Annotated in this window: 17 protein-coding genes; 6 read left to right on the plus strand and 11 right to left on the minus strand. The window is 43.8% G+C overall.

Features of this window, described 5'->3' with window-relative positions; all coding sequences use genetic code 11:
* Window positions 1-192: 192 nt before the first annotated feature.
* The 3 genes from AACQ93_RS23445 to AACQ93_RS23455 form a co-directional block, all read right to left on the minus strand.
* A complete protein-coding gene (locus tag AACQ93_RS23445; protein ID WP_064609313.1) occupies window positions 193-1,632 on the minus strand; it encodes a hypothetical protein in 1,440 nt (479 codons plus the stop codon).
* Between the two features lie 9 nt (window positions 1,633-1,641).
* Window positions 1,642-2,085 (minus strand): type III secretion system chaperone, encoded by a 444-nt coding sequence (locus AACQ93_RS23450; protein ID WP_064609315.1) that lies wholly within the window; start codon window positions 2,083-2,085, stop codon window positions 1,642-1,644.
* A gap of 217 nt (window positions 2,086-2,302) precedes the next feature.
* A complete protein-coding gene (locus AACQ93_RS23455) occupies window positions 2,303-3,583 on the minus strand; it encodes an NAD(P)/FAD-dependent oxidoreductase (RefSeq protein WP_064609316.1) in 1,281 nt (426 codons plus the stop codon).
* A 187-nt stretch (window positions 3,584-3,770) separates the two neighbouring features.
* Between AACQ93_RS23455 and AACQ93_RS23460 the strand changes: the two genes are divergently transcribed.
* The 6 genes from AACQ93_RS23460 (at window position 3,771) to AACQ93_RS23485 (ending at window position 9,000) form a co-directional block, all read left to right on the plus strand.
* Window positions 3,771-4,805, plus strand: coding sequence for an ABC transporter substrate-binding protein (locus tag AACQ93_RS23460; RefSeq protein ID WP_064609318.1), 1,035 nt, complete (start codon window positions 3,771-3,773; stop codon window positions 4,803-4,805).
* A 339-nt stretch (window positions 4,806-5,144) separates the two neighbouring features.
* Window positions 5,145-5,921 (plus strand): winged helix-turn-helix domain-containing protein, encoded by a 777-nt coding sequence (locus AACQ93_RS23465; protein WP_064609320.1) that lies wholly within the window; start codon window positions 5,145-5,147, stop codon window positions 5,919-5,921.
* A complete protein-coding gene (locus AACQ93_RS23470; protein ID WP_157097650.1) occupies window positions 5,905-6,387 on the plus strand; it encodes a hypothetical protein in 483 nt (160 codons plus the stop codon). Before AACQ93_RS23465 ends, AACQ93_RS23470 begins: the two co-directional genes overlap by 17 nt.
* A 184-nt stretch (window positions 6,388-6,571) precedes the next feature.
* Window positions 6,572-6,916, plus strand: a complete 345-nt coding sequence (locus AACQ93_RS23475) for a hypothetical protein (RefSeq protein ID WP_064609322.1) — start codon at window positions 6,572-6,574, stop codon at window positions 6,914-6,916.
* 436 nt (window positions 6,917-7,352) lie between these two features.
* On the plus strand, window positions 7,353-7,820 hold the full coding sequence (locus AACQ93_RS23480) for a hypothetical protein (RefSeq protein ID WP_064609327.1): 468 nt from the start codon (window positions 7,353-7,355) through the stop codon (window positions 7,818-7,820).
* A 301-nt stretch (window positions 7,821-8,121) separates the two neighbouring features.
* A complete protein-coding gene (locus AACQ93_RS23485) occupies window positions 8,122-9,000 on the plus strand; it encodes a hypothetical protein (RefSeq protein ID WP_232323386.1) in 879 nt (292 codons plus the stop codon).
* A gap of 119 nt (window positions 9,001-9,119) precedes the next feature.
* On the opposite strand, the gene AACQ93_RS23490 is transcribed toward AACQ93_RS23485, so the two are convergent.
* The 8 genes from AACQ93_RS23490 to AACQ93_RS23525 all read right to left on the minus strand — a co-directional run bounded on the left by AACQ93_RS23490 (window position 9,120) and on the right by AACQ93_RS23525 (window position 19,396).
* Window positions 9,120-10,052 (minus strand): hypothetical protein, encoded by a 933-nt coding sequence (locus AACQ93_RS23490; RefSeq protein ID WP_064609329.1) that lies wholly within the window; start codon window positions 10,050-10,052, stop codon window positions 9,120-9,122.
* A 135-nt stretch (window positions 10,053-10,187) separates the two neighbouring features.
* Window positions 10,188-11,390 carry a hypothetical protein gene (locus AACQ93_RS23495; protein WP_064609331.1) on the minus strand — a complete coding sequence of 401 codons (1,203 nt, stop codon included), beginning with the start codon at window positions 11,388-11,390 and terminating at the stop codon, window positions 10,188-10,190.
* A gap of 29 nt (window positions 11,391-11,419) precedes the next feature.
* Window positions 11,420-12,040: a protein kinase domain-containing protein gene (locus AACQ93_RS23500; protein WP_064609333.1), complete on the minus strand. Its 621-nt coding sequence runs from the start codon at window positions 12,038-12,040 to the stop codon at window positions 11,420-11,422.
* 6 nt (window positions 12,041-12,046) lie between these two features.
* The gene (gene tssM / locus AACQ93_RS23505; RefSeq protein ID WP_064609335.1) at window positions 12,047-15,502 is read right to left on the minus strand and encodes a type VI secretion system membrane subunit TssM; all 3,456 of its coding nucleotides are present in this window, start codon (window positions 15,500-15,502) and stop codon (window positions 12,047-12,049) included.
* Between the two features lies 1 nt (window position 15,503).
* Complete coding sequence (gene icmH, locus AACQ93_RS23510; protein ID WP_064609337.1) at window positions 15,504-16,646, minus strand: type IVB secretion system protein IcmH/DotU; 1,143 nt, start codon at window positions 16,644-16,646, stop codon at window positions 15,504-15,506.
* A gap of 7 nt (window positions 16,647-16,653) precedes the next feature.
* Window positions 16,654-17,970, minus strand: coding sequence for a type VI secretion system baseplate subunit TssK (gene tssK, locus AACQ93_RS23515; RefSeq protein WP_064609338.1), 1,317 nt, complete (start codon window positions 17,968-17,970; stop codon window positions 16,654-16,656).
* Window positions 17,970-18,440 carry a type VI secretion system lipoprotein TssJ gene (gene tssJ / locus AACQ93_RS23520; RefSeq protein WP_064609340.1) on the minus strand — a complete coding sequence of 157 codons (471 nt, stop codon included), beginning with the start codon at window positions 18,438-18,440 and terminating at the stop codon, window positions 17,970-17,972. The genes tssK and tssJ overlap by 1 nt, the downstream gene beginning before the upstream one ends.
* Entirely contained in the window at window positions 18,440-19,396 is a 957-nt protein-coding gene (locus AACQ93_RS23525) for a type VI secretion system-associated FHA domain protein (protein ID WP_064609342.1), read from the minus strand. Before AACQ93_RS23525 ends, tssJ begins: the two co-directional genes overlap by 1 nt.

A 19,396-nucleotide genomic window follows, 5' to 3' on the forward strand; every position in this document is an offset into this window, starting at 1 on the left:
TTGATATATTGAAGTTTTTAACTTTGAGGCAATTTTGATGACTTGAGAAAACTCAAACAGAGAAATGAGGTTATTCAGAAGTAAAAAAAGCGACCGACAGTAGCTCACTGAAGGTCGCTTTGTACCAGAGGAACCGATGTCCCTGACAATCCGAAATGTTTTGTCACGAACAGCTTCCGTATTGTCTCAAAACTACGGGCGCATCCATCCCTCAGAGAGGTAAAGCATGCGAAGGTAACTCGGTACACCATCAGCCTTCACAGCTTCGAATTGCTGGTTCAGCTCTTCGCCCCGACCAGGGAATTTTGGTGATTCCCCGGTATTCACACCGTGGATCACTTTACCTAGCACACCATCCATGTCGTTCATTAATGACAATAGTGCTTTATCCGAAGCTTTGCCTGTTTTTTCACCAAAAACTAAATCTTCAGATGTTGAGGAACCCAGCATGGTCTTCAGAACCATACGGTTAAGCTCCAGTTCTTTGTCCTGATCTTTCGGCTGGAAACCGGCTTCACCTTCGGTCATCACCTTATCTTCAGCAGGGCCGAGATAGCGAAGTAACGCTCTGACGACGTTGACATCCGTGAAATCAAACGATTTTTCTTTATCGTTATGAGTGGCTTCCATATGAGGCAGGATACCAATTTCGATGCGCTTGTAGCTGTCATCCTTATTTGCCGCCTCAGGAGCCACATAATTCACAGCCGTTTTGGCGCCTTTAAGGCCTAACGAATAAGCCTGCTTGGCCGCCATATTGCCAACAGTATTGGTCACAGTGGCATCAACCGCGCTGTTGACGATCGGCTTGATCCCCACTTTACCTGCCGGGCCCATGTTAATGGCACCAAGCGGCATGAAAATGAAATCCACCGCAGTCGAGAACATGGCTTTACGCGCCTGTTTTTCATGACCTTCATAAAGCACATCTGTCAGGTTATGAGCAAATGAGTTGCGGGTTTCATCGTTTTCAGCCAGTTCACCAATGCGACCGGCAAACAGCTCTTTGTCACATTCATTATTGGCGGTCACACACTTGTCAGCGATACTGACGAAATTGCCGATAACAGGTACGTACTTCACCGCTTTCAATGCGGTTTTACCGACTTTCCCCTCTCGGGTATCGTTCAGCACATCTGTTGCTGGTTTAACAACATGCTCTTTACCCAGCTTCTTCACTTTGCCGTCAAAGCAGCCCGGCTTGTAGTCTTCAAGCAAGGCAATCATCCGTGGATCTTTACCGGCTGTTTTGAAGCAATCCTGCAGACATTTATAAGAGTCAGGTGAAATTTTCAGTTGCTGAAGCACCTGCTTAACTTCCTGAACATTGCGACGGGTGATCGGCTCACCCTTGCGCAAATTATATTCCAGCGGACTGAAAGCATCGCGACCATCTGTTGAGTGCTCACGAACCAACGCATCTTTGAACGCCTGCCCGGTGATTTTGTTTTCTTGTTTTAGCTGATCAGCCTTGCTGCTCGAAACCAGACTATGAATATCATCAATTTTCGAACCTGCCTTTACTACCGTACCGTCTTTCGCTAACAAGCGCGTTTCAGAGTCTTTGGCATACTTCATAAAGTCCTGTAGCGGGACCTGTGCCGACGCATTGCCTACTGATGAAGGATTCATAACCGTCTCCTACACCATCGTGGCCGTAAATGTCGGCTGAGCCTGTTGGCTTTCCACCGATTTGAAACCATCGGCAATCACTTTTCGCCAGTGTTCAACCACTTCAACCGCAGCTTCGATGATGGCCGCGAAGCCTTCATACTGAACTGCAACCAAAGCATCCTGACGACTTGCGATCAGCATATCTGTTTCCGGAGCCAGTGAGACAGTAAAGCCCTTCGTACCCAGCCAGAAATAGTTAGCTGACAAAATCTGCTTAAGCTGCTCTGCCGTTGTTTCTTCCGGTAATGTCGCGATTTGAGAAAAGATAACCAGGTTTCCGTTGTGTTCCTGCAGGTGCAGACGAACTGTATCCTGATTGATTGCCAGAGTGACAATACCTTCCTCATTCGGCTCGATCAGATCGATACCATAGTCCTGGCAAAACTCTGCCATCAATACTTTCAATTCCATCTAACATCTCCTGTTAAGTCAGATGGTCAGGGTAGTTAATCAAGCACAGTAAATAAGGATAAAATCAGGAAATAAAACTGAATAATCAAAGAGTCAGCCACCAAACACATCACAAGGTTTTTGAGCTTTTTTTGAGGCTGTTTGGGGGAATAAAAAATGAGGATTGATATAAGAAAAAGGCGACCTGATGGCCGCCCTTATATAACAAAGGAAAATATCAGCTTCCCAGTGCGTCTTCCAGCTTGGCTTTCCAGATTGCCATAGCCAGTGCCGGTGTACGCAGAATTTGCGGCGTAGGGATCCAGCCGTGCTTAATTTTAGCGAACACATCAAAGCGTTCTGCATTACCGGACATCGCCTCAGCTACAACTTTACCGGCAATATTCGTCAGGCCAACACCGTGGCCGGTATAACCGTGTGCAGTGTAGATATCATTACCCAAATGGTCGATCTGCGGCATGTAAGAGCGGGTTACAGCAAACAAACCACCCCAGTGGTATTCCATCTTCACATCTGACAGTTGAGGGAACACCTTAATCATGCGCTGGCGCAGGCGCTCCATAGAATCGCTGTATTCACCGTTGAAAGGATGGTTAACACCACCAAACAGGATGCGGCCATCCGGTGTCGGACGATAGTAATCCAGACAGTTATTCAGATCCGACATCGCCATCATATTGCTGATTGGCTGACGGTCACCCAGTTGCTCGGTAACGGCAATATAAGATGCAACCGGCAGCACGACACTTTGTGCTTTGCGATCCAGTCCATCCAGGTAAGCATTACAAGCCAGAAGTACCTGCTTAGCTTTTACGCTACCCTTAGCAGTACGAATTACATGAGGCTGGCCTTTTTGAACCTTCACCGCTGCACTGTTTTCATACAGAGAAGCGCCCAGCTCCATCGCAACCTTTGCCAGACCCAGCGTATAGTTCAGAGGGTGCATGTGAGCACTGTTAGAATCGTACAAACCACCCAGGTAACGCTCTGTATGCGCTACCTCATTGATCTTGTCTTTATCCCACCAACTTGCGCTTGGATACTCATAACGGGTCTGCTTCAGTTCAAGCCAGGATTTCAGTTCTTTTTCCTGACTCTTTTTCAGAGCAAGTTCGATGTAACCTTCCTGGAAGCCACAATCAATATTAAATTTCTCAATACGGTCACGAGCAATATCGACAGCTTCACAAGACAGGTCCCAAAGCTGTTTACCCCACTGCGGACCATAAGTTTCATCAACTTCACGCAGACCGAGGCAGTAACCAACAAGGCACTGACCACCATTTCGGCCGGAACCCGCCCAGGCAAGACGGTTCGATTCCAGCACCACCACTGAATAGCCTTTCTGGCGTAGCTCAATGGCTGCACTTAAACCAGTCATCCCACCGCCGATAATACACACATCAGCTTCTACGTCTTGATCCAGTTGAGGCTGCAAAGGCAACGGATTGATGGTCGCCTGATAATAACTATCGATATATTGACTGTCTTTAGACATTCCAATTGCTCACAAAAATACACGGAAAAAAAACGCGCGCATGTTGTCACGGGTTCATATAATAAACAAGCATTTTATTAACGTGACGGATGTCAAATTAATAACTTTTGTTCTTTGACAGAGTTGAAGCCTTACATATGATTCGCCTTCAATTTCTGACTCTACCAGTCGATAGGACGACAAACTGATGAACAAAGTTCTTAAAGGGGTGACCACACTAACATTCGCACTATCAGCATTTAATGTTTCGGCAGCAAATGATGTGCTTAACGTTTACAACTGGGCTGAGTACATGCCTACTGACGTGCTGAAAGCTTTTGAGAAGCAATATGACGTCACCGTTAATTACTCTACATTTGAAAACAACGAAAGCATGTATACCAAGCTAAAACTGCTTGATAACAAAGGCTACGACGTTGTTTTTGCCTCAACATACTTTATCGAAAAAATGTCCCGCGAAGGTATGCTGGCCAAAATCGATAAAACCAAAATTCCTAACCTTGCCGATGTCTATCCGGGCCTTCTTGGGCAGGAATTTGACCCGAAAAACGATTATTCCCTTCCTTATGTATGGGGCGTAACCGGTATTTCCTATAACTCAGATATCATCAAGTCAGAGCAAGTTTCCAGCTGGAAAGATCTGTGGAATAAAGATTTTGCCCTTCAGGTAATGCTTCTTGATGATGTTCGCGATGTTTTCGGTATGGCACTGAAAGCACAAGGTCACAGCATCAACACCACCAATGAGTCAGAAATTAAGCAGGCCTACGAGTACCTGCTGAAGCTACGTCCGAATATTGTTGTTTATAACTCAGATGCACCTCACGTTCCTTATGTTACCGGTGAAGCAAACGTCGGTATGCAGTGGAACGGTAATGCTTACCTTGCCAAACAAGAAATGAACGAACTGGAATTCGTTTACCCGAATGAGGGCTCTATCCTGTGGATGGATAACTTCATCATTCCAGCAGGTAGTGAGAACAAAGATCTTGCGCACAAGTTCATCGACTTTATCTATCGCCCTGAAAATCAGGCGAAACTTGTAGAAGAATTCGGTTTCCCTGCTCCAAATAAAAAAGCGAAAGATTTCCTACCTAAAGAAGTACAAGACAATCAGACTATCTTCCCTAAAGAAGAAGATATCAATAAAGGTGAATTCACCAACGAAGTTGGCGATGCGATTCAGATTTACCAGAAGTACTGGCAGTTGCTGAAGAGCTAAATCGCAATCTCTGATTGATTATCAAATAACATCATCAATACCGCTTATAATTTTATAAGCGGTATTTTTTTATTCAAATAAGCCTATTGAACAATCATTTAGCAATAGCTTTTAAAGAGCCATTTCAAACTTCCTAAACGATAGTAAGTTGCTAAGAAATTTTGTAATAATTTATAAATTAACCTTAGTCATTGAAAACGTTGAAATGTAATCGATAACACGCAGGCTGGAGACTTAGTTAAGAAGGGATAAGTTAACTATCAATTACAACTACTATCGTAATATGAAATGATTTATAATAAATAAAAATATCAGAATATGAGATCATAGCCATATAGTATGTGGAAATTTAATCCAACGTCATATAATCAATTAATTAACGTCCACACACAGCAAATCAAACGAATAAAATCAACAGAAAGCGACATCCTCACAATCTTAAAGCAACACGAAGGAAACTATGTTAGTAAGGAAAATTTATTAAGTCAGGTATGGGGAGAGCGTGTTGTATCTGAAGCCAACTTAACGCAATCAATCTCTCAGCTTCGTTTGGTGCTCGGTGATAGCGGAAAAGAACAAAAGATAATCAAAACAAAGCCAAAGGAAGGCTACATGTTACTTCCTGGACATATCGCTTTTCAGGATGACCTCAAACGTAAAGCCCAAACTACACAAGTAAAACCTTCACAAGACGATGAACCCGCTAAACTTAATAAAAAACAAAAAATAAGCACCGTTTTATCTTCCTCAACAAAGCTAAAAGATTGGATTTACGGCATCGTATTTATCATCGCCTCTCTTAATATCTTTTATACTTTCGACATTATTTACAACGTAAATAATCCACCTGAATATAAACAGGTCAAGATCAACAATAATAATATAACTTTTATACTCGATCATACAGAAGCGAGTAATGATCTTTATCAGTACTTAAACAATAAACTTCCTGAAAATATTCACAATCTATTTATTTCCAAAAACCCCGACAGCTTTTATGTGTCTTGTATTTTTACAACCAGTAAGATGAATGAAAAGGATATAACTAACTTATCATTCACATCAGAGTATCAATTTGATTATATTCTGGAGAGAATCGTTGAAAAGTGTAGCTAAAACAGGAATTCTCTTTTATGCGATATTCTCTCTTTTTATGTCTTTATATATAGCATTAACTAACTTCAATAATACGCCAGATACTTTGAAGAAACCAGGGATACATATACACACGGAAAGTGTATCATTCCGTAAAAACAAACGTTACTTAAATATAGAACAAGACACCATAAACCGAAATAATCTTGGCTTTATGACAGTGTTAGCTTCTATATCAAATGATAACAATAAAACCCTACGCCATACTTCTTATTCTGTACTATTTATAAATAGCAATACCTTCCTAACTCACCCTCAATACGAAACATCTGATAATAGAATAGCTGAACGTATGAAAAGTAAAATCATTCAACACCTATTCCCTAAACGAGAGTTTTTCAAGATCTTATATGATGATGGTAATTTCATATGCATAACAGGAGTAGGATTGCATCTTACAAGTTGCCGAGAAGTATCAAATCAATAATTAGAGTAATTAATCTAACGCATGAGGTTGTTTTAAAGAGCTTTATTGTTCTTTATTTAAGTTGACTTTTATCTGCCACCGCAAACCATAAAATCACTAGGCACTTTGAATATAGCTTTATTTCAGCTGGTTTCAATGATTAGCATTTTAATTTAATAATTATTTAAAGATAAGAGTAGGTTTTATGATGAATTGGCAACAGAAAGTTGATGAATTAAGAAGTATCGGAGTTCAATTTAATGAAGAAAATGTCAGAGACTCTTTAAAGAAAGTGGAACAAAAAGACTTAATACGAAAGACTATAGCATTAGCCAAAGAACTTGATCTAGATTTACATAAAGATATAACAAAAACCAGCATTGCTATCGTTGCAATTAATTATAACAGTATTGAAGGTTGCCATAAGAAAGCCCTAATGAATGTGTATCATAAACAGTGCAAACTTATTTCTGACACCATAAAACAAAACGATATTTTCCTTGAAATACTGTATATCCTAGGTGAAGCAGTTGATCGAAGAGCATCATAATCGACAGATTCAGAGAATTAACAGGTTAATTGAATCAGCAAAATCAAATCAACTTAATTTTGAAGATGATAATGTTAAAGCTTGCATTATCTCACTGTTAATTCTAGATGAAATCAACGAAAATCACTTTGACTTTATATTAATGGAAGCTTATCAGTTTCAACCAACGATCTTTGTTAATGCGTTAAGAAAAACCGCAGAGTTTGGGTATTATCTGAATCTTCTAGATGGTCAGTTAAGCAAACTCTGAACTCACCTCATTCCCTATAAACGAGCTAACATAGTAAATGTTGTTAGCTCACTTCTTTTATATCGAAAATCATAACATAGAATTATAGGAATATAAGCAATATTAATAATTAATCACGCTGACTCATTATCATTAATGATAATATTACAACCAATTGTATATAAATAACCTATAAAGGCTTGACCGATGAAAAAAGCTTATTTAGCTATCCTACTTGTAGCTCTATTTGGTTGTGATGAAGATGATGTTAAAGCAGCCGCAAAAGGTAAAACAGATGTTTTTGCTTTAAATGGTTACCAAATTGAGGGCTTACCCATGCTCGATGATGGTTACCACTCCATTGATGAAATCAAGTCTTTAGCTTCCTCTTCAAACTTACCATCAGGCTCCAAGAATGACTTAGAGAATAAGGGAGTATCGGTACACAAAGAATCATGTGCAAAACTCCTACCCAAAAGTGGCAGTGAACTTTGTTTCGATAATGAAAAGAAGATTTGCCTGCCTAAAGAATTTAAATATGTTGGGCTAAAAGTTTTCACTATTGACTTGGACAAATTACAGACAGCAAAAAATAGTGGTTTCTATCAAATTGATGTTGCACGAAGCTATCCAAATCTAAGCTATGAGACTGTAAGCTGCTCAGCCCTTAAATAATAAGCAAGTACCTTGTTTCAACATTATCCAGTCCAGATTAAGCCTTTCTGAGTAAAAGGTTAATCTGTCTAAGCATTAGATGACATTCAATTCATTTAATTTTAAGGAGCAATGTATACAGTATATTGCTCCTTATCCAACCATTAAATATGGCCTAAATGCTTCCCATATCCGTCCCAATCCCCCCTCATTGAAAACTTACAAAATCCGTTACTCTTTCATTATGAATGAATAATATTAATGGGAGAAGGTAAGGATGAAACTTCCCTGGCAACTTGAAGATGCAACGGTTTGTTATGAAATGAATGGTTGTACTGCGGATAAAAAAATGGGGATTGCTGTTCGTGGTGCATTACCGATCAGGAACCTTCACAAATCAACCTATGACGTATCAGTAAAAGACATTTTCATGTCTGGTGTAATTGAGTCCATTATTGCAGAACTCGATTATATTGAAACCAGACAAGAAAAGTACCTATACGTTACAAATCGCTATCAGAGCATAAAAATTTGGATCAACCGCAGCAGCAAAGAGTTGAATGCCGCAACAGCTTGTCCTTTTGGTAGTGCTGTTATCAACAATGCGGGCCATTTAGTCATGACGGGGGCAACTGCTGGTTTTGCCAACACTGTTGTTCCTGTGTTAGAAGGCGCTCTCAGTGGCTCTATCGGCAGTAATAATGCCGAGATGTTAGGGAAGGCTGCAAATACAATGTTGGAAAAAGGTGCCAGTCAGTTCTCACCAGTAGCAAAAAACAAATCTGCCTCAACAAGCAGTGATGCAACAGGACTCAGCTTGGCTAGCGGTATGGCGCAAGATGCTATCGCGTTGGGCGGCAATATTCGATCAGCGGTCAGTAAAGCTGATTCTGACAGAAGCTTTGCCGGAACTCCTGTAAAAACCCCGGTATTCAGAGATAAAACAAAACGGAAAAGTAAAGTTCGGGCATTTTTGCAACGCGCGAAACAAATCATCAGTCCAGATAAGTTAATTATTCGTGTCGGCTCTGATTTCAATCGCCACCACGCAGGTTGTGTGATTGATTTGGGCGTCAGGGCCATTTCAATGCATGACCTTATTGATTTCCTCACCATGTACGCTGAAAAGGGTCAGTTCATCAACTGCTTCCACGAGCAGTCTGACGAGCCAGCATTGGAAGGAAAAGTAAAAGTTATATAACTGCATTAGTGTGTATTAGTTCAGGCAAGATAATATAAATCTAAAGAGCAAGACTGAATTACCGATCTGGTCTGAACTAAAATTACCGATGCTTTTAATCATCGGTAATTTTATAAGCATTATAAAGACGCTATAACGCTCCGAGGCTCTTTTATACTTGGGAGTGTTGAATTAAATGCACTCTCTCTACGCTCATGGGCTTCTTGTGCCAACTTACCAATAGCAGCAAACAACTCGTGGCTTTCCTCATAGCCCCAAAGGTGCATTTGTAAAAGCATTTGGTTAACCACGGTATCATATTCAAAATGCACGTCCCCCAATCCGCCCATCCCGTTCATACCGTAATTAATTCGCTCCTGAATCCAGCTTTTCTTTCGTCCTTGCTCCTGACCAAGTCTGTCCGCATTAATACGATTAGCTTTCATAAACTTACGTGACTTTTGTACAAAACCAGAAGCCATCATCATCGCATTTAGTGAACAATGACGTTTCATATCCTCTTCTGTCTGCATAGGCATTTTAAGTAGCCTCTTGTTCTCTGCAGACATGAACTTATGATTAGTCTCAGAATAATCGACAGATTCAGCAACTCTCGCTAACCAGTTCAGGTTTCCTTCGAGCGTCGTTTTGCAGTTTGTACGGTATCTTGCCCTTCTGCGGTTATTCAGGGAGGTATCTATAAGCGAGACTGTATCAATTGGCGCACCAGGAACAGAGCCTTTGCCAAACTCTAAAGCGATCGGGTTATTGTCGGGGCAATAATAGTTCACAAGATCTGAACGGTAGCACTCAAGTACTCTGGCATGTGTCATCTCGTGAATAAGGTTAGGAAGATCATCCCGAAAAGAGACATGAGCACCAACCAATTTGCGGTCATCTGCGGAATAAAGCGGCATGGTGTTAGCCGTGCCATTAGTTAGACTAAAACTAAGGCGAAAATCGCCTCGCCGATACATACCAGAAAGCTCCGTTAATACCTTTTTTAAGGTACTATCTGAAGAAAGGCTGGCGGCGATACTTTCAATCTCATTAATTTTTGTGCTTACGGTCATTCATTCCTCAAGCTTTACTTGTTTTTATAAGAACCGACGGAATTTCAACATTCAAATATCGACGTTATAGTCATCGATATGTCATAAAAAATCACCACCGCCATTGGCGGTGGTTTAGTATTAAAATAAATATTATTAATACTTTCTGGTACCTTCTCGCAATGATTTAAATTGGGATTCAATGAAGCCATCAGGACTAGATATAACAACCCCATAATTTTCAGAGTACTCTCTAAAGTATTTACCTGATTGCTTCTGCAACTCTGTTATATAAGCTACACCTTTATTAAACTTCCCCTGCTCTAAAATCATATTATGACTATTAACTAATTGAAGAAAAGAGTTCGGATGGTTAACACACCCACTTCCCATAACAATAGCAGCAACAATAGGTGTAGTTATTACAGCGCCTTGAAACCACTTAGCAAAATCATCATGATTCCCTATAACGTCATGACCGCTAACTCGGTAACTATTCCAAATTTCTTTCGCATCTCCGAAAACTTTTTTAAGCTGCTGAGACTGAACAATAGTATCCACTAACTTAATAATTCGTTCTAGTAAGCCCGATATCATGCTTACAAGAAAGCCCCAGCCACCCGCGACATTTGCGGCAGATGCAAGGCCTATCTTAGTCGCAGCAACACCAGCTTTGGCAACCCCACCAGCCGCACTGGTTAACGAGTGTCTAGCGAGAGCAGAGGCTATAATAGTTGGATGCCCATTTAGAAGATCTACACCAATGCCTTTGTACATTTGATTAACGAAATCTTTTGCCTTTAAAACTGCAGTCTTCATACCTTCATACATATCACCAGCATTTTGGTAATAGTCTAATCCAGGAATACAGTTTGTTAAATTATCAGCAAACTCACTTGCTAGCCACGTTCCCATTCCAGCAATACATTCTACAGTTTTGAAGCACTCATAATGCTCCTGTATTTTTTGAAGCGTTTCAGAAAAAAAACCAGCTATTAAAGCCTTTATTTTTTCCATAATTGCAGACAGTGACTCCCCCACATAACTCACTGCATTTACAATTTTTTGTCCACCCATCGTCTGATTTAACAAAAAGGCACAACCATCCTTCAGATCATTCAACGGTTCTAAACTACCAACGTAGTTTCCCATAAGCCCTGTATCAAATGATAACTCTCTTTTTATTTCTGTATTAGCAAGAATACACAGTGTCGCATATCTCGATTCAGCTAGAGCATTATTTTGTATACCAAAGGCATTATGTCTAGTATTCCCAAAGAAAAAGTCTTTTGTGTCTCTTTTTATTGTACTAAAAGCATCAGAAACACCAGACTTTATATATTGTAGCTTTCTACCCATATCATTCCCTTAAAAATCCATTTCACTATTCAAAGCCAACGTTCTACGATACTTCGAACAGATATCGCTTTTTCTTTACACTTTTCATCCGCACTGGATCGAATAAAAAATTCAATTAATTTCACCAATGCAAACCAGTCATCCTTTGTATCCACAACACCACATCCATCAATCTGATTAGCAGAGGCAAACATTGGTGTAACCTGCCAGGTTGGCAAATCACTTCGACTTGTCCCAATTCGATAACTTGCACCGAAATCAACCAATCGGACGGTTCTGTTTTGGGGAATAAACAAAATGTTGGATGGCTTAATGTCGCCATGAACCCATCCGTTCTGGTGACAATGATTAATGGCCCTGATTATTTCCGGCAACAACTCAATAAACAGTGCCTGCTCATCCTTGCCAAATGAGCTCAAAGGGCGTGCTTTCGCGTCAAACTCAAAATGGATGAGCTGCTTTTTTTCATCCATTTCCAACGTTTTTTGAACACGAAAGCCCCTACACTCCTGCAATGCCTGCCACTCACGGATCATGTCATCCCAACGGGCGTAGCGCTTACCCAGTTGCTCTGACTTCCAATCCGGATCAGACGGTTGAAGTACGCTGGCTTCAACCGGACCTGTCTCTATTTCTTTCGTGTCAGGCATTAAAGTTTAAATCTCGCCAGGCAGTGAAAACGCGGTAAACAGCGACTTATCCAGCGTCTGATTCGAATCACGCAGCGTATAATCAACAACAATGTTGTTTCCGCTGACCTTGTAATTCAGTTTGCGCACAAGACGCGCGGCAGTTGCACTGGACTCACCATCAAACAGCATTCGGAATAATGCCCACTGACCAGAGTAAGATCGCATCGCTACCCGATTCTTTCCTTGGTAGAAATTCGTACTCAAATACCCTTCAACACTGGTTGTCGGCCAGCTGATATCTTTCCAGACTCGAGGACCATGTCGGTATCCGAACACAGTCTCAGCTTCACGGATCTGGAATTCTGTTACCGACGTACTCATTGAGCTGGCTTTCAGCTCCAGTTTAAGCGCCAGTTCCTGCCCGGTCGGCCCGAAGAATGCCCGACTCAACTTACGAGCTTTATGTAGCTGAGAGCGCAATTCAGGGCTGATTGGCAGCGTGAGGCCATCAACATGGTTCAACTTAAGTACGCCGTTATCCCAATAAACGAATGGCTTAAGCAGTTCATCAACAAACTGATCAACGCGGCCTTTCGGTTTGAAAAACTGAGTAAAGTCACTAAGGTCAACTTCACCTCGGCCCTGCATAGCAAATGGGAAACGTCCTTCAATTGCTGTTACATAAAACTCATAAACACGCTCATCCCACTGTTTATTCAGGTAACCCACACTGCCGTTAACAACTTGTCCCCAAGCCTGTTTAGCAATGCTTTTCGTCCATTTCGCTACCTGTCCAGGCGCTTTGCCGCTCTGGCGCTGGAATTCAACAATTGCATCCTGACTACCTTTCGCATGCGCCAGCGCATACTCATGCATCGCTTTACCCGGCTCAGAGCTCGACAAAGCAACATCAAAGTAGGTGTTAAGCACATCGAATTCCTGAATCAGGTTATCCAGTGGTACAACTTCACCTGATTTACCAACCCCATTGACGTAATTGGAGAATGCGATGAAAGCTTCGTTAACCACAAAAGACGGTTGCAGACGCAGTAACTTGTCACCCACTGCACGGTTAATCCGATCAGCTTTACGCAACGTTTTTGATGCTTTCTTCAGACCAAGCTGTCGAGCCAGTCGTTTGTTGCCTTTGGTATCCGGCTGCTCTTCTACTGCCAACGTTGTATTAACAACAACTGCACCTAACACATCCAGAACAGGGCTGGTTGCTGGTTCACGTGCACTCTTCAGTGCATACGCAAACTCTGTTGGTGAGCCAAACTGTTTTATGTGGATGTTGTTAACCAGATCTTTCCAGTAGTAAATGTAGTCAGCAAAATAAAGACGCTGGATCTGCTTGCTTAAGTCCGTCAGTTCAGTAACCGAAGCACCGGACATATCGCCCTGAATAGCCTTAAACTCTTTTAGCTGACGTCGTAACAGTTCTGACTTTGCCGTCAAATCAACCTGGCTGTATCCCTGTTTAGTAAAGATCTCCGGGATCAGGTAGCCGTGGAAGTCGTCTGAAAATTCAAACATGGTATCGAACTTATCACCCAGCTGACGGCGAACATCAACTTGGGTGCGATACTCCGGCAGACTCTTGATACGCGCGTAAATCAGTCGCTCCGGTGATAAACCTTCAAGGTTGTTGGATGCGACAGCAATCAGTTCCTGATTCGGATCGAGGTGTTTCTCGTAATTGCTATTGAACAGATCATCGATAAGCAGCGAAAGAATATTGATATCATCTGAAGAGATATCCCCCTGATCTTTCAGGTTATCTAACAAATAAGTCTGCATCTCGTTGATATCCAGTTGCTGACGATCAAACAGCATCTGGTAGTAACGCAGGATTTCAAAGATCTTACTCGGGTTCCCCAGGTTGACGTAAACATACAACTCACTACTGATTAGCTCTTCCAGCTTAGGCAGCAAAATTACGTTCAACTGTTCCTCATACGTGCTGTAGATGCGCTCGGCAGTATCACTCTGCTTAACACTAACCTGCTGATACCAGGCTTTAGGCTCAATGCCCTGAACAGCAACACTACGAAGCTCGTTAAGCACCGCAATCATCTCCGACATAGAGTAATTCTTCTCCAGTCTTTGAATATCGCTGCCATACAGGCGTAGCTGAGCCATTGCATCGGCACGCCACAGCTCGTCGTTGTTCCAGTTGTTCTTCAGGAGCAAACCAGCCATTGAAACAACACTGACAACCATCAACAGGATCACTGTTCGGGCTGCCAGATAACCGGCATGGCGCCATTCGTTTACACCCGTAATTCCCTTTTCCGGTAAAATCACATGGCTAAACAGACGAGATGTAAAGTAACTGCGGCGAGAAGGAAGTTGCTCACGAGTACTTTGGGTGTTGAACTCAGCGCGATCAGCAACCACCTGAGACAAGAGATCATGCACCGGCCCTTTTTGTCCTGAAGAAAGCAGGTAAGCACCACGGATCCAGACAGCTTCCCGAACACGGTTTTCACGCCCAATTTCCGTCAGTAACTCATTAGCACGCTCAAAAAAGATGCGTAGCTGGTAAGGAAGGCCAATCACTGAACCGGATTTTTCACTGCTGATATTTCTCAACAGTTCGAACTGCTGCTGACCCAGAGACTTCAACAACTCCTTTATCTGGCCTTCAAAATAATGCTTATCAAAACGACGGGAAGCATCACACGGGAACGTCACACCAAATGGATTCTCAACGTCACATCCCGAAAAGCTTTCAAAAAACTCGATAAAGTCAGCAATACTGTCGGCTTTAGAAAACAGGCTGTAAACCGGCAAGTTCAGCTGTAGCGCACCACTCATCGACAGGGCTGCTTCCTGATAAATGCTGCTAAGCTTCTGGCGCTCTTTTCGGTCACCTTTTAACAGACGATCACAGCCAATGATGGTGATGATGCCGTTGAGACCCTGGCGAGGACGGTACTTCAACAGTTGCTGAGACAACACCTGCCACAGCGCTTCATCTACCCCTTCGCTATCAAAAATGCGGTGACCTACTTCGACAACCACGGCATGATCGTTACTCCAGAATCGCAGGTACTGCTCGGTATCGCTCTCATCAAGATGATGTTCAATAACAGGCTCCAACCCATTTTGCTGTAACACTGCACTTTTTGCGTCTTTCTCGCCGCCCAGAACCAAGTACCACGGCAGACTGTACAAGCTGTCGAGCTTATTACGTCCGTGACCTCGAATTTTCCTGGTCGCCTGAGCGAACAACTGCTGAATAACGCGGGTATCCTGCTTAAGCAGGACTTGTTGATCGTGCAGCTCCGTATCCTGCTGCTGTTTTTTACGTGTTTTCAACCACCACCACAGCACCAGGATAACAGTCACGGTGCTGATAGTAGTTGCTGTGTATTTCAGCCAGTTCAGTTCTTCTGCCGGTAGCAATAACCAAAGACCAATGGTTGCACCTACAACCAACACAGCAGCTAAAATTGCCAATACTTTTTTCATCATGTTACTTCTGCGCTCTTCGAATCGTCGCGTTGAGACCGTAGCGAACGTTCAGCTCGTTCTTCAGCTTGCGAATCACAGCCAGGTTGTCACCAGCACGAATAAACAGCTCTATCCCATGGTCAGTTTCTCGGGTAAATGCGTCATAACCGGACTGCTTCAACTCAGAGGAAAGACGCACGGCGTCACTTGATCGCGAGAATACCGCCAATACCACTTCCCATTGCTGAGCCGGAGCGGCTTTTGGCTTCTCCTCTTCCGGTTTTTCGCTTACAGCTGCATGGCCGATATCGGCCTCTGTACTGAGGTAAATCAGATCCTGACTGGCTTTTCTCAGGCTCACGCCCGACATGTCGATAGTACTGAACTGCTGCAAAATCGGCTGGCTGCGGTTCATATACCAGTACTCAGAAGCCCCATAGCCGGATGCCATCACCAGCGTGGCTATCGCTAGCATTTTTCCCATACTGAGCATGTGCCACGGCTGCTTGCCTTCAATAAGTTCCGGTGTGCGCGGAACCGGCATCGGGCTTTCTGCCCGGTAATGGCGGATCAGGGCGTAAACATCAGATTTAATCTCATGCAACCGGCTTTCATCACCGTGTCGATAACGACCTTTGAATCCCAGCATCAGTAACACGTACTGAAGCTCGATAAAATCCACCAGCTTGGCAGGTTGCTGGCTGGCTTTGTCGAGCAAAGCGAAAAAGACTTCACCACCGTTTCGCTGCGAGAAAACCTTACTCAGCAAAGAGTGATTTTCCCAACGCGTACGCTCACCCCATGAGGTATAAAGAATTGCCTCATCAAAAGCGGCACACAGCACAAAACAGCTTTTCTCAATAATGCTCGGGTGATATTCGAGATACAGACCACGCTGGCGAAATACAGCAATCGCATCCAATAGCTTCTGACGGAAACGATCGACATCGCGCGGTGAGCCCTGACGCGGCACGGTAACCAGAATACCCAACAATTCAGTAGCGGCATTGAGCAATGGGCTGCCATAAACAGCCAGGTTTTCAATCAGGCGCTCTGTGCCCGACAGATCCACCTCACTTGGTCGGCTCGCTGTTTGTGTCGGCTGCGCACTTGCCTGGGTACGGCGAACCTGAATGGTTGGCTCTTCATTAAATAATCCGGACACGACTCACCTACCTAATCACATGAAACTCAACGTGAATGTCTTCGATACGCTCGTCAATATGCAGCGCAATCGCTTCGTCTTTTTTCACCAGCGACTGCCAGAGCTCTGATTTAGTATCAACTTCAAAATAAGCGGCATCATGGCGTGACTTCAGCTCGGAAGGGGCATAAGGAAGGTGGCGCAGCGGCACACCGGACAGGGCATTACGCACCAGACCGGCAATATCACTGTTACCCGCCAGCTTAGTCGCTTTAGGGAACTCTTCGCCCAGACGGGATGCACCGATTGAGGACGTAGCAACCAGAACGAAACGGCCTTCATTGTAAAGGCTGCGATCCTGAACCAGAGTGCGCAACAAGCGGCGTGTAGCAAATAGCTGGGTATCCCATTTCAAAGTAGAAACATTGTCGATCTGCACTTCACGCAATAGCACCAACAACTCAGAGAACACAGAAGAGAAAATCCCGTACAGATCATTCTGATTCCAAATCGGGAAAGACTTCGGCATCTTCCCTTCCAGCCCCTGCATCTGTCCTGCCATTGAAGTACATTCGAGATAAAGCTGTTTGGTCAGCAAAGTGGCGTCTTCATTCCACTGCTCCAGCAACGGCATCCATTTGCCCAACACCTGCAACCAGAGATAATCGCGCATCAGTGCCTGATAGCTCTTACTATTACTTTCGGCTTGTAAACGGGTCGAAATTGTCCGGGCGCGGTACTGCACCTGAGCAAACACATCTGCAACACAATCTTTAAGGTAATTCGACACACCAAAATGCAGACACTGAGGAACAAAAGCCTGGTTCAGTATTACCGCCCCTTCTGACTTATGTTCGCTGACATCAGCCACCGAAATTAGGGTGTAATCCTGAAGCTCTTCGCCTTCCAGTTTGAGTTCAATATTCAGTTCAGCCAGCTCTAACTGAACCGCATCACTGTGCTCTCGGCTGGTATCAAAAACATTGTGTTCAAGCGGTTTATGGCGCAAACGCTGATCCTCACCGACATCAACCGCACCTGAACGGGACACAGGCAGAGCCAGGTACACTTTCTTGTGATTGGTATTTTTAGGGATATCCAGCACCAGTGCCTGTTTGATTTCAAACGGCGTTCCGTCAGGGAAAATACCTCTTGCTCGGCGTACCGACACCTTACCGATGTTCAGCATTGAGCGGTCCATCTCCAGCTGTGTTAAACCAAAACACTGTGGCACCATCTGACCGGCGAATTCACGGGTAAAGTTTTCAACATAGCGTTCCTGCTGCTGAAAATGCTGCGGAGAAAGGAACATCCCTTCACTCCAGACGACTTTGTTACTATCCATTATTCTTCCTCTTCACCCGAAACAGACAGGTTGATGCCATCCAGCTCGATATTGATGGCAGCCGATCCGACAATCATCGGCTTATAAATCACTTTGTTTTTCGCTTCGCGATAATCGGCAAACCCGGCAATCACACCTATGAATTTGGTATTGGCCGCCAGCGGTAAGGTTTCCTTACGGGTTTCCCCCGGCAATACGCTGGCAAGCTGGCGCGCAACCAGTAACTCGGCTTTCAATACGCCCTGCTCATCGTTATAAATCTGAATGAAATCCGCCAGTGAAAAAGCCTGACTATCAGTCAGCTGATAAACCCTGATTTCCACCGGAGAAGGCTTCCCTTCCACATTCGGATTGATATTTGAGGCAGCCTGAATATTCAGTACCAGCCTAGGTGCCAGCACCTCATCGCCCCAAAAGCTGCAACCGGACAGCAATGCCGCCAGTAACAGCGAAGTGATTACCCTAATCATTAGCTACCTCCGTCCATGTTGCGCTGAAGACGAAGCGCATCATGAAAATACGCATGGAACTTAATGTGCCAGTCACGACTTTCTACCTGACGGTTGAAATGGCGCTTGTACATATCCCAGTACTTTGGCTTGCGCGACCAGAACCCTGGCGTCGTCAGGTAATCAAACATAGATTCTGTCGCCTCTGGCGAGATATCTGCCAGCAAACGGTTCAGCGCCATTTCCAGCGCTTTATCCATCTGCTCCTGCATCCGCTGCTCATGGTGACGAAACTCCGTCAGTCCCATTTGAGCTCCCATATTCGATTGAGACTGAAGTTCAGGCTTTGATTGAGACTCGGACATATGAGTCGGCAGGTTCACCTGCAACTCAGCGTCTGCCAAAGGATCATCATCAAAGGCAGAGAAACTCAAATCGAACTCACGACGTTCAGTGCGCTTTTCAACTTCTTCAGCCAGAAACGGGTCATCGGCAACAACTTCATGAGTGGCTGCTGCAAAAGTAAAAGCAGACTCTTCAGCCTGAACAACCTGAGGTTCAGGAAAAGCTTCTGCTTCATTGCTGAACGGGTCATCACCGAATACTGAGTTACCCTGTCCGGCAGCTGAGAAATCCTGTGCTTTCGCCTGCTCCGGAATAAAGCACGACACCAGCAAGCGGTACTTACCGATATCCAGCACATCACCATCGTTAAGCGTTGATTGGTTACCTTTACCCAGCGGGGAAGCGGAACCATTGATAAACAAACCATTCGTGCTGTTATCCATGACCTGATAGCCGCGCGAGGTTTTTCGGATAATGGCGTGAGTACCGGAAACTTCACGTCGCGCATCACTTAGCTGCATGGCGGCGCCGAAAGCGCGACCAATATCTCCTCCGTCTTCCGGGAACGATTTGTTCCATTCCGAAATGCTCTCACCTTCAGGAGAACTGATAATTCTTATTGATAGAGGCAT

This window comes from Photobacterium sp. J15, assembly GCF_963870815.1.
In the GTDB taxonomy this organism is placed as follows: Bacteria; Pseudomonadota; Gammaproteobacteria; order Enterobacterales; family Vibrionaceae; genus Photobacterium; species Photobacterium marinum.

What these genes read in the sequence shown, in the direction of transcription:
- AACQ93_RS23445 (WP_064609313.1), bottom strand. Translation starts at nt 1,632, where the DNA reads ATGAATCCTTCATCAGTAGGCAATGCGTCGGCACAGGTCCCGCTACAG.
- AACQ93_RS23450 (WP_064609315.1), bottom strand. Translation starts at nt 2,085, where the DNA reads ATGGAATTGAAAGTATTGATGGCAGAGTTTTGCCAGGACTATGGTATC.
- AACQ93_RS23455 (WP_064609316.1), bottom strand. Translation starts at nt 3,583, where the DNA reads ATGTCTAAAGACAGTCAATATATCGATAGTTATTATCAGGCGACCATC.
- AACQ93_RS23460 (WP_064609318.1), top strand. Translation starts at nt 3,771, where the DNA reads ATGAACAAAGTTCTTAAAGGGGTGACCACACTAACATTCGCACTATCA.
- AACQ93_RS23465 (WP_064609320.1), top strand. Translation starts at nt 5,145, where the DNA reads ATGTGGAAATTTAATCCAACGTCATATAATCAATTAATTAACGTCCAC.
- AACQ93_RS23475 (WP_064609322.1), top strand. Translation starts at nt 6,572, where the DNA reads ATGATGAATTGGCAACAGAAAGTTGATGAATTAAGAAGTATCGGAGTT.
- AACQ93_RS23480 (WP_064609327.1), top strand. Translation starts at nt 7,353, where the DNA reads ATGAAAAAAGCTTATTTAGCTATCCTACTTGTAGCTCTATTTGGTTGT.
- AACQ93_RS23485 (WP_232323386.1), top strand. Translation starts at nt 8,122, where the DNA reads ATGAATGGTTGTACTGCGGATAAAAAAATGGGGATTGCTGTTCGTGGT.
- AACQ93_RS23490 (WP_064609329.1), bottom strand. Translation starts at nt 10,052, where the DNA reads ATGACCGTAAGCACAAAAATTAATGAGATTGAAAGTATCGCCGCCAGC.
- AACQ93_RS23495 (WP_064609331.1), bottom strand. Translation starts at nt 11,390, where the DNA reads ATGGGTAGAAAGCTACAATATATAAAGTCTGGTGTTTCTGATGCTTTT.
- AACQ93_RS23500 (WP_064609333.1), bottom strand. Translation starts at nt 12,040, where the DNA reads ATGCCTGACACGAAAGAAATAGAGACAGGTCCGGTTGAAGCCAGCGTA.
- tssM (WP_064609335.1), bottom strand. Translation starts at nt 15,502, where the DNA reads ATGATGAAAAAAGTATTGGCAATTTTAGCTGCTGTGTTGGTTGTAGGT.
- tssK (WP_064609338.1), bottom strand. Translation starts at nt 17,970, where the DNA reads ATGGATAGTAACAAAGTCGTCTGGAGTGAAGGGATGTTCCTTTCTCCG.
- tssJ (WP_064609340.1), bottom strand. Translation starts at nt 18,440, where the DNA reads ATGATTAGGGTAATCACTTCGCTGTTACTGGCGGCATTGCTGTCCGGT.
- AACQ93_RS23525 (WP_064609342.1), bottom strand. Translation starts at nt 19,396, where the DNA reads ATGCCTCTATCAATAAGAATTATCAGTTCTCCTGAAGGTGAGAGCATT.